This window comes from Frankia sp. BMG5.60 (assembly GCF_059428125.1).
The window spans coordinates 2,957,106-2,970,898 of sequence record NZ_CM182091.1; the positions used below are offsets into that span (position 1 = coordinate 2,957,106).

14 protein-coding genes and 1 tRNA gene are annotated in these 13,793 nt (G+C 66.6%); 4 read left to right on the forward strand and 11 right to left on the reverse strand.

Features of this window, described 5'->3' with window-relative positions:
• Positions 1 to 546 precede the first annotated feature (546 nt).
• A tRNA-Lys gene (locus AC5R91_RS11830) sits at positions 547 to 619 on the forward strand.
• Between the two features lie 169 nt (positions 620 to 788).
• On the opposite strand, the gene AC5R91_RS11835 is transcribed toward AC5R91_RS11830, so the two are convergent.
• The 8 genes from AC5R91_RS11835 to AC5R91_RS11870 all read right to left on the reverse strand — a co-directional run bounded on the left by AC5R91_RS11835 (position 789) and on the right by AC5R91_RS11870 (position 7,230).
• Positions 789 to 2,015: a tyrosine-type recombinase/integrase gene (locus AC5R91_RS11835; protein ID WP_495397200.1), complete on the reverse strand. Its 1,227-nt coding sequence runs from the start codon at positions 2,013 to 2,015 to the stop codon at positions 789 to 791.
• On the reverse strand, positions 2,015 to 2,224 hold the full coding sequence (locus tag AC5R91_RS11840; RefSeq protein ID WP_495397201.1) for a hypothetical protein: 210 nt from the start codon (positions 2,222 to 2,224) through the stop codon (positions 2,015 to 2,017). The genes AC5R91_RS11835 and AC5R91_RS11840 overlap by 1 nt, the downstream gene beginning before the upstream one ends.
• 247 nt (positions 2,225 to 2,471) lie before the next feature.
• A complete protein-coding gene (locus AC5R91_RS11845) occupies positions 2,472 to 2,771 on the reverse strand; it encodes a hypothetical protein (RefSeq protein WP_136449009.1) in 300 nt (99 codons plus the stop codon).
• Positions 2,772 to 2,914: 143 nt separating this feature from the next.
• On the reverse strand, positions 2,915 to 3,100 hold the full coding sequence (locus AC5R91_RS11850; protein ID WP_495397202.1) for a helix-turn-helix domain-containing protein: 186 nt from the start codon (positions 3,098 to 3,100) through the stop codon (positions 2,915 to 2,917).
• Between the two features lie 33 nt (positions 3,101 to 3,133).
• On the reverse strand, positions 3,134 to 4,837 hold the full coding sequence (locus AC5R91_RS11855) for a replication initiator (protein ID WP_495397203.1): 1,704 nt from the start codon (positions 4,835 to 4,837) through the stop codon (positions 3,134 to 3,136).
• Complete coding sequence (locus tag AC5R91_RS11860) at positions 4,834 to 6,414, reverse strand: FtsK/SpoIIIE domain-containing protein (RefSeq protein ID WP_495397204.1); 1,581 nt, start codon at positions 6,412 to 6,414, stop codon at positions 4,834 to 4,836. Before AC5R91_RS11860 ends, AC5R91_RS11855 begins: the two co-directional genes overlap by 4 nt.
• Positions 6,415 to 6,535: 121 nt before the next feature.
• Positions 6,536 to 6,823, reverse strand: a complete 288-nt coding sequence (locus tag AC5R91_RS11865; protein ID WP_044886741.1) for a hypothetical protein — start codon at positions 6,821 to 6,823, stop codon at positions 6,536 to 6,538.
• A complete protein-coding gene (locus AC5R91_RS11870; RefSeq protein ID WP_495397205.1) occupies positions 6,820 to 7,230 on the reverse strand; it encodes a plasmid replication, integration and excision activator in 411 nt (136 codons plus the stop codon). The genes AC5R91_RS11865 and AC5R91_RS11870 overlap by 4 nt, the downstream gene beginning before the upstream one ends.
• A 223-nt stretch (positions 7,231 to 7,453) precedes the next feature.
• On the opposite strand from AC5R91_RS11870, the gene AC5R91_RS11875 reads away from it, so the two are divergent.
• Positions 7,454 to 7,876 (forward strand): helix-turn-helix domain-containing protein, encoded by a 423-nt coding sequence (locus AC5R91_RS11875; protein ID WP_495397206.1) that lies wholly within the window; start codon positions 7,454 to 7,456, stop codon positions 7,874 to 7,876.
• A 45-nt stretch (positions 7,877 to 7,921) separates the two neighbouring features.
• On the opposite strand, the gene AC5R91_RS11880 is transcribed toward AC5R91_RS11875, so the two are convergent.
• Positions 7,922 to 8,335 (reverse strand): hypothetical protein, encoded by a 414-nt coding sequence (locus AC5R91_RS11880; RefSeq protein WP_495397207.1) that lies wholly within the window; start codon positions 8,333 to 8,335, stop codon positions 7,922 to 7,924.
• A gap of 56 nt (positions 8,336 to 8,391) precedes the next feature.
• Entirely contained in the window at positions 8,392 to 8,700 is a 309-nt protein-coding gene (locus AC5R91_RS11885; RefSeq protein ID WP_495397208.1) for a hypothetical protein, read from the reverse strand.
• A 198-nt stretch (positions 8,701 to 8,898) separates the two neighbouring features.
• Here AC5R91_RS11885 and AC5R91_RS11890 point away from each other — a divergent pair, with 198 nt between their 5' ends.
• On the forward strand, positions 8,899 to 10,221 hold the full coding sequence (locus AC5R91_RS11890; protein WP_044886746.1) for a helix-turn-helix domain-containing protein: 1,323 nt from the start codon (positions 8,899 to 8,901) through the stop codon (positions 10,219 to 10,221).
• 11 nt (positions 10,222 to 10,232) lie between these two features.
• Positions 10,233 to 10,907, forward strand: coding sequence for a 2'-5' RNA ligase family protein (locus AC5R91_RS11895; RefSeq protein ID WP_495397209.1), 675 nt, complete (start codon positions 10,233 to 10,235; stop codon positions 10,905 to 10,907).
• Positions 10,908 to 11,340: 433 nt separating this feature from the next.
• Here the strand turns inward: AC5R91_RS11895 and AC5R91_RS11900 are convergent, their stop codons facing one another.
• Entirely contained in the window at positions 11,341 to 13,782 is a 2,442-nt protein-coding gene (locus tag AC5R91_RS11900) for a hypothetical protein (RefSeq protein WP_495397210.1), read from the reverse strand.
• Positions 13,783 to 13,793 lie beyond the last annotated feature (11 nt).

Sequence of the window (13,793 nt, forward strand, 5' to 3'; positions counted from 1 at the left end):
TGCGGCGGGGCGGCGGCTCTGGTGCGGAAGCTCCGATTCGCCCGGTCGGGGCGGATCGGCAGCGGGATGCGCGGAGCGAGACGGCTCGCCGGCGAGGCGGGGCGTCTCGGCTGAGGATGGTTCGGGGCTCGCGGTGGACCTCCAGGTCAGCAGGTTCCGACGGATCCGGCCGTGCACGGGCCGGGGCGCGGGCGCCGGCCGGTACCGGGCACGAGCCGCGGGCGGCCCGGGGACGCCACGGAGCGCATGGACGCCTACCGTCAGCCCCGCCCCGACCGTACGTCGCACGGCATCCGATCGCGGTCAGCTATGTCTATCAGCGAAACATCCCCGGAACCCGGTTGATGCCCGGACCGCTCCGGGCCCGGACCACACTCTGCCCCGGATCCGCCCGCCCACCCTGGTCCCACGGGGGACGTCGCCGCCCTCCGCCCGGAGCGCCTCGGCACGCAGGTCCGACCCACCACCCCCCCGACCACACACCCCGCGACGCCTGGTACAGTTCTCCATGTCGACGCGGCAACCGCAGGGGAACGCGAAGGCGACGCGCCGTTAGCTCAATTGGCAGAGCAGCGGACTCTTAATCCGCGGGTTCGGGGTTCAAGTCCCTGACGGCGCACCCGCTCCCACCAGGTCATATGACTTTCGGTGATGTATTTAGAGTGATCACTGTACCCAAGTTTGTACCCTAGTTCTCCGTGCCCTGGTGGCAGAGACGGCAGACGCCCCGGGCCGCTGCGCGAGGTACACAGCCGTCCGGGGCGCCCTGGCTTCCCTTGGGTACAGCGTCAGTCCGCCAGTCCTTCGCCGTCGTCCTCGTCGGCCTCGTCGTCGTCACTGTGCGTCGGCTCGCCGAAGATCCGGTCAAGTCGGTCGACCGCGTCGCGCTGCGTCTCGGGCATCACGTGGGTGTAGGTGTTCATGGTGAGCTGGATCGTGGAGTGCCCGAGCAGCTCCATCACCGTCCGGGCCGGCACCCCCTCGGCGAAGAGCATCGACGCGAACGCGTGGCGAAGGTCATGCAGCCGAAGCCGCGGCAGGTCGGCCTGACGGCGCAGGACCTCGAACCGCCGGTTGACGTTGCGCGGCTCCAGGGGCGTGCCGACCGACGAGGTGAATACCAGCCCCGTTTCCGTCCACGCGTCGCCGAGCCCCGTCCGTTCCGCCGTCTGCGTGGCCCGGTGGCGCCGCAGGATCGTCACCAGCCGGGGCGGGATCGGCAGCTTCCGGTGCGAACGGTCCGTCTTTGCCGGGACGAACCGCAACGAGCCGTCCACCCGTTGCAGCGTCTGCCGGACATGGAGCGTGGCGCCGTCCAAGTCCACGTCCGTCCAGCGCAGGCCGAGAATTTCGCCGCGCCGTAGCCCCAGCATCAGGCCGCAGGCGAAGACCACTTCGAGCCGTTCACCGCGGAGGACCTCGACGAGCCGGCGTGCCTCTTCCGGCCGCAGCGCGCGCACCTCACGATGGGGCACGGGGGGCGCCTTGACCGCCTTCGCCACGTTGCGCGCGACCAGGTCGAGCCGTTCGGCTTCCGCCAGGGAGTTGCGGATCAGGCTGTGCACGTGCCGGACACTTCCCGCGGACAGGCCGGCCTTCCTCGCCGTGCTGACGAGCCGCCGCACGTCCAGCGGGGTGAGCTTGTCGAGCTGGACACGGCCGATCACCGGGATAATGTGCGTGTTGATCAGCCAGCGGTAGGCGCGGAGCGTCGAGGCCCGCGTTCCGTCCCCTTCCTTGATTTCCAGCCACTCCCCCAGCCAGACCGCCGTCGTCCGGCGCTCGGCGGTGACGTTGACGCCGAGTTCCGCCGCGCGCTTGACCTTGTCGAGCTTCTGCCGGCATTCCTTCTCGGTCTTGGCGTAGACCGTCTTCCGGACGCGTTTACCGCCCTCCCAGCCGAGATCCAGGCGACCGACCCACATGCCATCGCTGGACCGCTGAAACAAGGCGCCCTCGCCCTGCGAGCGTCGCCGCTTCTGCCGGTCGTCTCCACCGGCCGACCGCGCGGCCATCAGGCCACGTCCAGCGGGTTGCCGCCCGGCCATTCGACCGCGTCGCACCAAGGGCAGCCGAAGGGGCTGTCTTCCATGTCGCAGGCGAACTTGGTCTCGCCGTCGGTCTGCGGGTAGGCGCGTCCCTGGCCGTGGGCGGCCCGGTCGAGGTGGTCGGTCAGCGCCTGAACGAGGGTCATCCTGGGCGCCGCCGGGGGGTGGGTGGGCATGGTGAGCACAGCTCCTTGCCGGAAGAAGAACGGGAACAGGACCGCGGGCCGCGGGTTGGCGTTGCCCGGTGCCGGTGGGGTTCCGGTTCTCTGGCGCAGGAATGGTCTGCCGGGGCGCCGGCCGCATCCAGGGCGCTGCGCGTCGCTACGCGATCGGCCTTCGGTCGACCCTGGACCCGTCCGACACCCCGACAGCTTCAGGCGCCACCAGAGAACGGAAGAAAAATGGGTGGGGCGACAGGTGCCGCTACGGGCGGATGACGCTTGCCGCCGCCGGACCCGCCGCGGGGTTCCCGCCGGCCGGGGTGGTTGCCGGACGTCCCGGGACCGGTCGGAAGATCAGGACCGCGTCGACGTCGCCGTAGTGTTCGGTGAAGAAGGCGTTCGGCGGCAGGGTGGCGAGCAGGGCGACCAGGTCGCCGATGTCCGCGCCGGGGCGGATGGTGAGTTCGTGGTCGCCGTTGTGGTCGACCCGGGCGAGGAGCATCGGGTGGTCGTCGCCGGGGGTCCGCCATGCGCCGTGCGCGTCGGACGAGAAGATAGGCACAGGTCTCTCTCCTTGCTTTTCCCAAGGGGTGGGGCTCAGGTCCCGGCCGGGTGTTGGTAGCACCCGCCGGGACCGTCTTGATTGCCGAGAAGCCGCGCCCGCCGCTGGCGGTCCGCGGGCCCGGGCGTGGGACCGTTTGCTGGTCATGCGGCGTGTCCTTCGCCGCGCAGCCGGGCGACGAAGGTGACCAGCGCGGCCGAGGGGATGCGCCGCGACCGGCCGATGCGCACGGATTCGATGTCGCCAGAGTTCATCAGCTCGTAGACGGTGCTGCGGCTGACGCCGAGGAGTTCCGCGGCCTCGGTCGGGGTGAGCAGGAGCTTGGTCACGGGTCCTCTCCGTGGATGTCCGAGGGTGGGGGTTCAGGCGGCGTCGGGCAGCGGTGGGCCGGTTGCCGGAAGAAGGCCGCCGCCAGCCGCAGCACGGGCCGCGTCGAGTTGAGCCCGCCAGGCGTGGCGCTGCGCGACGGCGTGCAACAGGAGGTGTTCGCGGCGGGGTGCGGCCGGGTCGCCGGGTCGGAGGAGCTGCCAGGCGGTGCGGTCCGCGGCAGGCTCGCCGGCCGGGCCGTCGCCGGTCTGGCCGAGGGCTTCAAGCTGTTGCCGGATGAACGCGACCCGGTCGTGCCGGTGGTCGGTGAGGGTCTTGCCGGACCAGCGCCGCGAGACCAGGACGCGCCGGCCGCCGAAGCCGAGGGTCTCCCGCCGGTGGACCTTGCCCTTGCACCGTCCGGGTACCAGCCCGGGGCGGGCGTTGCGGGGTTGGATGCCGTAACGCAGCCAGTTCGCGCAGGTCGGGGAGCACGGTTCGTGGCGCAGCGCGTCGGCGAGCCGGTCGACGTGGCGCCGTTGCGCGTCGCTGGCGATGTCGTGGCAGGCGTCGAGGCTTTTGGTCAGGTACTTGGTCAGGTAGCCGATCATCCGGCCGGTGGTGGCCGTGTTCGCGGTGACCCCATCCGCGCGCAGTTGCGGGCCGAAGCGGACGACGTGGGCGGGTTCGTCGTCCTCGCCGATGCCGTCGAGCGCCGCATCCCAGGACAGCAGCGGCGCCCCGGTGTCGGGGTCGACGTAGCCGGCCGCATCCTCGTTCCAGACCGGTAGCCGGTGGTCGTCGTAGACCGGCCGGTCGACCGACGGCCACCACACCTGGTGATAGGTCGCCGCCGCCACCAGGCGCAGCATCACCCGGGGCACGGTGCCGCGAATCGCCGCGTGCAGATGCGGCGCGAGGCGCTTCTGTGGTTCCAACGCGGCGAAGTACTGCACATCCCAGCCGACCGCGCGACGCAGGTTCTGCCAGAACCGATCGATCAGCTTCGGGAAGTGGATCGCGTCCCGCGCGGCCCGCCGGTAGTCGTACGACGCAGGATCGACCGGGGTTCCGTCCTTGTGTACCCGTCCGTAGGTGTCGCAGGTCAGGGTGAGGAACATCGACGGCCGCCACACCGTCCCGTCCGCCGCGGTGAAGGTCCGCCCCACCGTGCGCCGGTCGACGGGGAGCCGGGGCAGGTCGGGGGCATCCTGGCGCCGCCGGGTCGAGCGGACGCGGCGTGGCCGGTCCCGGTTGTCGGGGGCAGCCTTGCCACGCACACCCAAGGCGGTCAGTTCGTCGTCGACCTGGCCGATCAGCTCGTCGATCTCACCGGCCTGGAAGGTGTCGCCGGCCGCCAGGACGTCGGCGCGGGCCGCTTCGAGGTCCGCGCGCAGGGCGGCCAGGGCTTTGGCGTCGTCGGTGGGCGGGTCGGGGTCGGGGAGGGGTTCGTCGTCGAGGTGCCAGCCAGTCTTGCACTGCGCCATCCGCAGCCGACGAGCACGCTCCGCACACGGAGGACATTTCGATGCCAAAGTGGCGCCGCACGGCACGGGGATGATCTGCGTTTCGCCGGTGTCCAGGTTGGTCCGGCGCATCGGCATCGGCCGGATACAGACACCGTTCTCCAGGGCGACGGCTTCGACGACGTGCCGGGCGAGGGGCATCCGCATCCGGGCGGCACGGGAACCCGGACGCTCACCACCCCCAGGGGCAGGGACGGGAGCAGCCGGGTCAGGTCCGAGGAGCGGCGCGGTCACGCGGCATCGTCGAGCCGGTCGAGGGGATCGGGGGCATCGTCGGGGTCGTGGCCGCTGAATGCGTCGAGATCAGGCACCCAGCCGCCGGCCGCCGCCGGTCGGTAAGTGTGCACGGTGCGGGTGATCTCGTCGTCGTCGATGAACGCGGCCCGGACCCGGATCGGGTCGGGGTTGCCGTCATGCAGGACGTAGCCGACCCCGGGCAGGGACAGCGGGATCTCCTCGGCACGGGCGCCCCGGTCCCGGGCACCGGAACCAAGGACCAGGTCGGCCTGGTCGGGTTCGGTCATCCGCAGCGCCACCCGCACCGGGAACAGATCCCGGAACGGGAGCACCTCCTTGCGTGGGTCCTGCACCGCGGCCAGGACCACCACCCCGGGTGCCCGTCCCTGCGACAGCAGCAGCGGCAACGCCGCACCGATCCGCTTCTTCAGCTCCCGGTCGGTCACGTACGCGGTCAGCGAGGCGATCTCGTCGACCACCAGCACGATCAGCGGCTCTGTGGTCGTCGGAGTGTGGAGTCGGGTCACGCCGGACAGGCGGGCGGTCCGATCCTGCATCACGCCCACGGCGTCGTCGAGGAGAGCGGCGATCGTGTCCGTCGTGGTGGCAAACCGGGTGAACATCGCCCGGCCGAAGGCCAGTTCCATCCCGCCCTTCGGGTCGCACACCCACAGCTCCACCAGCCCCGCCCGCACCGCCGGGCCGAGGCCCCGCAACGCCGACCACAGCACCGAGCCCTTACCCGCGCCGGTGGCACCGGCGACGAGGACATGCGTCCCACGCACGGGCAGCGTCCAGGGCGATCCGTCCTCACATCGGCCCACGGGGACCGCCGACAGTCCGGCGACGAGCCGGGCGTAAGCGGTGTGGACGGGTGCGCGGTCCGAGTCGACGCCGGCCGCGTCAGGGTCGGCATCGCCCGGACCGCTGCTCATCCCGTCGAGCCGGGCCGGGGTGACGGGGCGGGTGAGGGTGTCACGGTGGTGGAAGTGCAGCCGGACGAAGCGGAACGTCTCGGCCTGCACCTGGCAGCGCCGGGCCCGGAAGATGTGCCGCAGCGCCTCGCCCTGCTCCGCCCACTGCTCGGGGGTCTGACCGGGCAGCAGTTCCACCCGCAGCACATCCACAGCCCGCGTGGAGTAGATCGTGCGGATACGCGGGAAGTACTCGTCGAACGTCACCTGATCGGCGTTCGAGGTCGGCATGCGGATGGCCAGGTCGGTGTGGACCATCGCCGCTCGCCAGCGCCACCGGTAGACGAACGCCAGCCGCGTCCGGCCCCACAGCCAGCGGCCCAGCCAGGAGCACGACCGCGGGTGCAGCCGCGCCCAAACCAGCACCACCACGACCAGCCCGCCGGCCAGCGCGGCGAGACCGAGCAGTCCGAACCGGTGGACGAACAGCAGCAGCCCGACCACGACCGTGACCGCGACCCGGTGCCGGAAGCACCAGCGGACCGCCAGCCACAGGCCCTTGCCCGCGACGGCCAGCAGCAGCATCCACAACGGCACCCGCACCTTGTCCGCACGGGTCGGAATGCGCGGCGCCGGCCGGTCACCCCTGATTCTGGACATGACAAATACCACCTGATTTCGAGCGCGCGAAACGACAGGAGAGAAGGGCAGGAATCGTGGCAGGCGGGCTTGAATTATGGGAACCCTCTGGGCCGCCGGCCGGAAAAAGAGAGTGGTAGTGCTATGCGGCGCGTTTCTCCGTCGCCGGGTCTGCTGATTCCTCCGCCTCGAACTGGCGGGTCTCGCAGGCGTTGAGGTAGTCGTTCACTCCGGCCAGCAGCGCATAAGCGAAGTTGATCTGATCGGTGTTCGGGGTGTCCTGCTTCGCCGAGACGACCAGCGACATCCCGGCGGCATCGACGGCCAGGATCGGCCCGCGGTCCGGGTAGGTGTGGCAGGTCACCCGCCAGTCCCCGCCAACGGACAGGCCCACCGACAGGTACGACGGCGTCCGCTCTCCGCCGCTCATGCCGCGACCGCCGACGCGCGCCGGCCCGACTGGCCCACGGCCACCATCGCCGCCGCCCGAAACGCGAAACCCTGCCGCGGACGAGACCCGTTGGTGTCCACCCACGGCGTCACCGTCAAACCCTCGAACACCACCGGCCGAAACGGCGTCCCCGGCATCACCTCCGGCGGAACCGGCTGCACCTCACCGGTGATCTTCACCTTCACCTCGGCCTGCCGGGCCGCCGGGTCCGCGTCCAACACCCGCACCACCCACACCCGCTCGCCGGTGTCCTTGTCCCGTGCCTGCACGTCCGGCAGGTTCGCCTTCACCTTGTCATAGTCGTTCGACGCCTCCACCCCCAGCACAAACGCACCCGCCGGAAACACGTCCTCGAAACGCACCGGAATACGCGACGGCACCGCCATGAACTATCAGCCTCCGTAGGGTTCAGCCCCGCCGCCGGTGCTCCGGCCGCGGTCGGACAGAACCCACAATGCTCCGCTCGCCGAGCGCTCGCCAAGCGCATATACGCGAAGGGATAACGTCCCGCTATGGAAACGCGCCCCGCGTCACGACAGCCTTCCGGACAGCGCACAGAGCGCACTATCGTTTGACGGGCGACAAACACGGCGGGGGTGATGATCGGAGATGGTGCGCGACACCGCGGCCGAGGACTGGAAAGCAGTCGGCGAGGCCATCACCGCACGCATGCGAGAACGGCGCATCACACAGCAGGCTCTTGCCACCGCATCCGGGGTGTCCGTGGCCACCCTGCGGGAGCTACAGCGCGGGACGAGCCGCCGCCGGGCGCACGACACCACCCTTGTGGCGATCTCCCGCGCCCTGGACTGGCCCGATGACCACCTGTTGACCGTTCTGCTCGGCGCACCCCCGCAGACCGTGACTGCCCTGCCAGCCCCGATCGATCGGCAGATCCTTGAGGTACTGCTGCGGATCGAACGGCAGGTGGCGACCATCGGCGCCCGTCTGCACGTGCCCGTCCCGGATGACGGCGACGGCCTGGAGCAGCCCGGCGAACACGACAACGGGCCGGACCCGGCAGCGGAATAGCTCCGCGTGCAGGTCCGGCCCGCAGCCGTATCGACCGTGCTCGACTCAGCCCGGCGGGGCCACATCCGACGACGCGGCCGAATCTGACGACGCAGCCGAAGCATCACCCGCCCCCGGCTCCGGATCGACCCCGGCGAGACGGCTCAGAAACAGCCGCACCGTGGTCAGCGCCTCGGCGTAGCCGGCCTTGTACGCTTCCTGCTCACCGGACGTCATCCACCGCGCCCGGTCCGGCACCGCATCCGGCATCGGCAACACCGAGCCCTGCAACGTCAGCAGATCCCGCCGGGACAGTACCTCCGGATGGCGCATCCGATAGACCATGACCAGGTCAACATCCCCGTAGGCCGTGGCGAACTCCAGCCCGGAGGGCATGTCCGCCATCGCCCGGAACAGGTCCGCCGAGTCCGATCCCGGCTGCACGACGAGCGCCCATTCCCCCTCTCCCCACGGCAGCATCGCCACCGCCGGCCGAGGTACTCCCGTCTCCTCTCCCCGCGCAGAGGCCGGCCAGCTCACCGAATCCGCCGACGTCGGGCCACCAGGTGTTCCAACGGTCCGCCGGGCACCATCCATCCTGCGGACGAGTCGGGAGGCGACTCGGTCAGGAACCGCAACGGGCACACCTGATAGTCCGACCAGCCCCGATCGGAGGCGAACCGGTCGGCATCCGCCGCCGACGGGAACGTCAGCACCGTGTCCCGAACCAGCCCACTCCCACCAGGCTCGAACCGCACCACCCCGAACGCCACCGCGTTCGCCATGCCCCGGGTCCCCGACGGCTCCACCGCCCTGACCTCCGCGGGTGTCGCATCCGTCGTCATGTCGTCCTTCCTGCCGCGTCGATGTGCGGACGGCGCCCCACCGCGCGATCAAGGCGACAACGGGACGGCCTGGACGTACGCTGACGCCACGACGCAGTTCGGAATAGATACGCGGCTGAATACCCAGCGTGGATACACTGGCCTACGGTGCACACATCGCCGCCCAGTAGAACCGTCACCTGACGGGAGCCGCCCACCATGACCCGACGACGCCCGCTTCCCACCGCCCCTGCGGGCCTCTGGGACCGGCCCGACATGGCCGCCGCCCTCGCCGAGCGCGACATGCAGGCAATCCTGACGATCTACAAGCGGTGGACCGGCGCATCCCAACCCCAGATCGCCACCATGACCGGCGTCCCCCAGCCGACGATCAGCCTCATCCTCAACGGCAAGCGGCACGTCAGCGGCATCGACACCTTCGAGAAGTTCGCCGAAGGACTCGACATCCCCCGCGAACGGCTTGGACTCGCAGCGCCCAAGTCGGCCGAGGTCGAACCAGCCAACGGCCCGAACCGGCGGACAGTCCTCGCGGTCGGCGCCGCATGGGCGATCGACGAGGAGTTGGAAGAAGTCACCCGGCGGATGCAGGCTTTCGCCGCGTCCAACGTCGATGACACAGCGCTGGACCAATTGGAGACGAGCATCGAGGTCGTCGGCCGCCGCTACGAGACCAGCGATGCCGCCACCGTCTACCCGGTCGCGTTGAAGCAGCGCCGATGGGTTGCCGAACTCCTCACCGGACATCAGCACCCCTCCCAGCGTGCCCATCTCTATCTGATCGGCGGGAAACTCTCGGGTCTCCTTGGCTATCTCGCGTTCGACCTCGGGAACGAGCTGGTGGCCCGCGCCTACTGCAACGAGGCGATGAGCCTTGCCAAGGCCGCCGGGCATGGTGACCTCGCCGCGTGGGTCCGCGGCACGCAGAGCTTCATCGCCTACTACGGCGGCCGATACCGCGAAGCACTCGACCTCGCCCGCGACGGGCAGCGCTACGCCCGCGGCGGCCCCGCCTCCATCCGCCTCGCCATCAGCGGAGAAGCCCGCACCCTCGGCAAGCTGGGCGACGCGGCCGGAGTAGACGAGGCAGTGGGTCGGGCGCTCGCCGCCCACGCGAAGATCGAGGACGCCGACCCGGTCGGCTACTTCCTGTCCTTCGACCCGTTCACCGCCTCCCGCATCGCCGGGAACGCCGCCAGCGCCTACCTCGCCGCCGGTGCCCATCTACGGGCACGGGAGTTCACCGACCAGGCGATCCCCATCTTCGCTGCCGCCGACTCCACTGCCAGCCACGCCCTGACCCTCGTCGACGCCAGCATGACCTACCTCGCCGGACCATCACCCGAACCCGACCGGGCCGGAGTACTGGTCAGCGAAGCACTCGCCATCGGAGCCGACCTGCGATCCGAGGTAGTCGCCCGCCGAGCCAAGGACTTCCTGACAACCGCGGCCCAGTGGCGGACTGTCCCGGAGATCGCGAACGTGCACGAGGCAGTCAAAGCCTGGCGCCTGCCCACCGCATAGCCTGTTGGGCCGTGCCACCCACACCCGAGCAGCAGGTCGACGCCGCCGACTGGGAGACGTTCCGCCACACCGACCGGATGGCCGACCACTGGTGGTGGCGCCCCGGCTGGAGACCCGACCGGCACTACCTCACCTGGTATCTCGTCTTCCACGACCAGGCGCTCACCGACTACGTGGCCGGGTTCCAGCAGAACCTTGCCGACCTGGACTACCTGGACCCGGTGCCCGTCGACGGCCTACACATGACCGTGCAAGGAGTGGCATTCGCCGACGAGATGACCGCCGACCAGGTGGCCGCGCTCGGGAAGGCCGCGGGCGAGCAGTGCGCGGACGTCGAACCCTTCACTCTCACCGTCGGGCCGATCGCCGCCTACCCAGGCGGAACGTTCCTGCGCACCGCCCCCTGGCAGCCCGTCGCCGACCTCCGCGACCGACTGCGCACCGCCATCGGCGCGATCCTTGGTTCGGACAAGGTGTCCGACGAGCCAGCCCGGTTCAAGCCGCACATCAGCGTCACCTACTGCAACGCCACCCCACCAGCCGCCGAGGTCATCCGCCGACTCACCGACCTACGCACCCGACCGCCGATCAGCCTGCCCGTAACCAGCGTCGACCTCCTCGAACTCCGCCGCGACGGCCATGCCTACCGCTGGGACATCCGCCACCACATCGACTTCACCGGCTGAGCCACGACCACGAGCGCCACCAGGCCGGGCATCCGACCGGGACCAAACCGCAGCACGTTGCCGAATCCCCCGGTTTAGGATCAAGAACGGCGGCCACCGCGCCGCGCGACCGCCTGCGCGCGGCCGTGAACGGCCGTGCTCGCCGGGCGCGTCGCGGCCCACCACCCCCTCTGGAGTGTTCGCGGCGACCAACCTGACCCAGCCTCAGAAGCGCCCGCTGTCGCGCTCTAGATCTACGAGAGCGCGATCGTCAGCCCGAGACACAGGAAGCCTGCCGTCATTGGACGGCAGGCTTCCAAGGCATATGATCTCCAAGTTAGAGACGCATGTCGCTCCCCTCACTCTAGGCAACAGCGTCAGCGGCAAATGTTCGCCGCCTTTGAAGTTCTCGATAATCATACATGAAACGCGAATATCCGTCAAGAGCCTCTTGCTAAACCCTCCGTATTCCCAGCCAAGAAACATCAATCGCGGCCCTTTCTCCAATTCTCTTCATATCGCGCAGAAGATCCGCACTAACAACTAGCCAATCAAATACGGACGATTGACCAGATATCTTTTCCCACTGCTCATCCAGATAAAGGCGAAATAGCTCGACCCGACTAATTCTATCGCTGAGACTACGAGCATCGCGAAGCTCCGTACGAAAGCTCAAATCTGTAATCGGCGTGTCTATGATCATTGCGTCAAAATAGGTAAATTTGGCAATCAGGCGCTTATACATGTAGCTTCCAACTGTGGTGACGCGGCTGGAGCCAAGCGCTCCGGCCCCAGCCTTGTACTCAAGGACGTTTTTTTCAATGCCACGCCGAATATGGAAATCTATTTGCTCTGCGAGAAATCCTGCGGCTTGAAGCTGCCCATAAAGTCGAGACGTCTCTATGAAGCCGTCACTTCCTGTAGATTCACCCAAGCGTTGAGTTAGCGACAGGATCATAGGAAGGAGAAAATGTTCTCTCCCATCGTCGGTGTGAATATCAAAAAGATTCAGAACGGGAGAGGAGCTTGGATCGTAGTAGTCGAACTCCCCATAGACGATTGCGCGAATGAACTCGTGTAGCGGGATGACATATCGACCACCCCCACGGTGTATCTCAAGAATGCGGTTGGCCGAGACATAGCCACTTCCAACAAATGTACTTAAAAAGTCCAAAGAGCGACGGACATTTCCTCCCGCCAGATTTTCGACTAGCTCTATCAAATCCGTGTTCTCTGCAAAGGCATCTATGAGAACATCCAGATAAACTACGAGCGATTCGGAATCGATCGTCAGTCCGGTAGGAAAATTGGCGAGCCGACCAGTTTCCGTCAATTGCTTACGAGCAAACGAAAGTCTTCTGACTATTACCTGCTCAATCCGAGGAGGCAATACGGTGAATACTCGGGGTTGATATGCAGCAAGAGATCCCTGTTCACGTGAAGCGTTGAAAGTATCCGGCCGCAACGCCACAAATACAGTTCCTGGCCAAGTTTCGGCGAGGCTCTGACCAATTAGGAAGACTTCTTCCTGAAAGGCAAACGGGCGCTGGTCGATGTTATCGAGTATGAACACAAAATCTTGCATGGATGTTGCACGCAAATGCGCTAGGCTTTGTCGAACATGGTTGGCCCGATCGACGGTCTTATTGTGAAGCATATCAAGCTCTTTGTCTTCATATGCCGGAGAATTTGACTCGTATAGCTTCCGATAGATACCGCGACGAAATCGGTTTATCTCGCCGTTGTATACCGCACGCACAAATCGGTCTTCCATGATATCAATATCGTAGTCAGAGAGGAGTTGCTCTTCAAAACGTTGCACGACGTAAGAATTAAGGTCTGTCGCCAATGCCGGCTCTTTCCCGAAATCTATATAAAATACAATTGCATCAGCAAGGACCTCAGAGGCGTCCACAGTGACCAGGCGGCGGATGAAAATCGTCTTGCCTACTCCTACATCGCCCAACAAAATGATGGGGCGACGCGCGAGTGCGGCGGCAACGATATCTGGCTTAAGCTCGGGATGCGCTGGCCTCTTTTTTCCTTTGGGCTTTTTGCTGGTTATAGGCTGCAGGTCGGCTGAAGTACCTGCCCGTACCGCCGCATATCTTGCTTGCAGAATTTCGCGACTGACCAGCGTGTATTGAGAGAGGGCGCCACTTGTGCAGTAACATTCTTTGAGAAATTCTTCCGATACCGCGTCCGAGCTAACAACATCTTGAAGAAGAAGATCTCCGAGAATCTTCAGGTCGGTCTCCCGAGCACTCCGGAGCCGGAATCCGGGGTAGTTTAGGATTCGCTGAGAAAGCTTTTCGGGGGGAGCGGTCATCCCTGGCGTCGTTGTAAGGCGTCTTTTCAGCCCCGAGAATGCCAGTCCCGGCTTCGAGAGCGCATCCCACAAAGTCGGAAAATCGTGAACCATCTCGGCAGGGGAACCAAACAGTAGCGCCCTGCCCTTCAGTGGAGGGACTCCATCCAGACGAACGGCTAGGAAAGCTACTATTTGGTGCCCATTGCAGAGTACGGCTATCTGAACACCAGATTTCTGACAGTAGCCCATTACTTGCTCTATTGCTTTCTTATTTACATCACTGTATGAAATGATCGCACTCAACGCTACATTGCGCTGTTGCGCAAGGCCGGCAGGGACCTCAAAGCAGAGACCTTCCCTTTTTGCTTCGACGATCATTGCATGCGGTCGCCCTACAGAATAATCGATGTAGTCCCCGTCAATATATTCTTCCGCGGTAATGTCCTCCGGTTGCCAGCCAAGGCAGTCCAGCAGAAGACGGTTAATCACCTGAAGTCGCGTTGTTGCTTCATTTCTAGTTCTCTCGGTACTCAACTCTGCAGCTAGCACTTCGATTGCAGCGTGACACCTGTCGTAATCGTTCATGACCACCCCCG

What these genes read in the sequence shown, in the direction of transcription:
- AC5R91_RS11835 (WP_495397200.1), bottom strand. Translation starts at nt 2,015, where the DNA reads ATGGCCGCGCGGTCGGCCGGTGGAGACGACCGGCAGAAGCGGCGACGC.
- AC5R91_RS11870 (WP_495397205.1), bottom strand. Translation starts at nt 7,230, where the DNA reads ATGGCGGTGCCGTCGCGTATTCCGGTGCGTTTCGAGGACGTGTTTCCG.
- AC5R91_RS11885 (WP_495397208.1), bottom strand. Translation starts at nt 8,700, where the DNA reads ATGACGACGGATGCGACACCCGCGGAGGTCAGGGCGGTGGAGCCGTCG.
- AC5R91_RS11890 (WP_044886746.1), top strand. Translation starts at nt 8,899, where the DNA reads ATGACCCGACGACGCCCGCTTCCCACCGCCCCTGCGGGCCTCTGGGAC.
- AC5R91_RS11865 (WP_044886741.1), bottom strand. Translation starts at nt 6,823, where the DNA reads ATGAGCGGCGGAGAGCGGACGCCGTCGTACCTGTCGGTGGGCCTGTCC.
- AC5R91_RS11875 (WP_495397206.1), top strand. Translation starts at nt 7,454, where the DNA reads ATGGTGCGCGACACCGCGGCCGAGGACTGGAAAGCAGTCGGCGAGGCC.
- AC5R91_RS11880 (WP_495397207.1), bottom strand. Translation starts at nt 8,335, where the DNA reads ATGCTGCCGTGGGGAGAGGGGGAATGGGCGCTCGTCGTGCAGCCGGGA.
- AC5R91_RS11860 (WP_495397204.1), bottom strand. Translation starts at nt 6,414, where the DNA reads ATGTCCAGAATCAGGGGTGACCGGCCGGCGCCGCGCATTCCGACCCGT.
- AC5R91_RS11900 (WP_495397210.1), bottom strand. Translation starts at nt 13,782, where the DNA reads ATGAACGATTACGACAGGTGTCACGCTGCAATCGAAGTGCTAGCTGCA.
- AC5R91_RS11840 (WP_495397201.1), bottom strand. Translation starts at nt 2,224, where the DNA reads ATGCCCACCCACCCCCCGGCGGCGCCCAGGATGACCCTCGTTCAGGCG.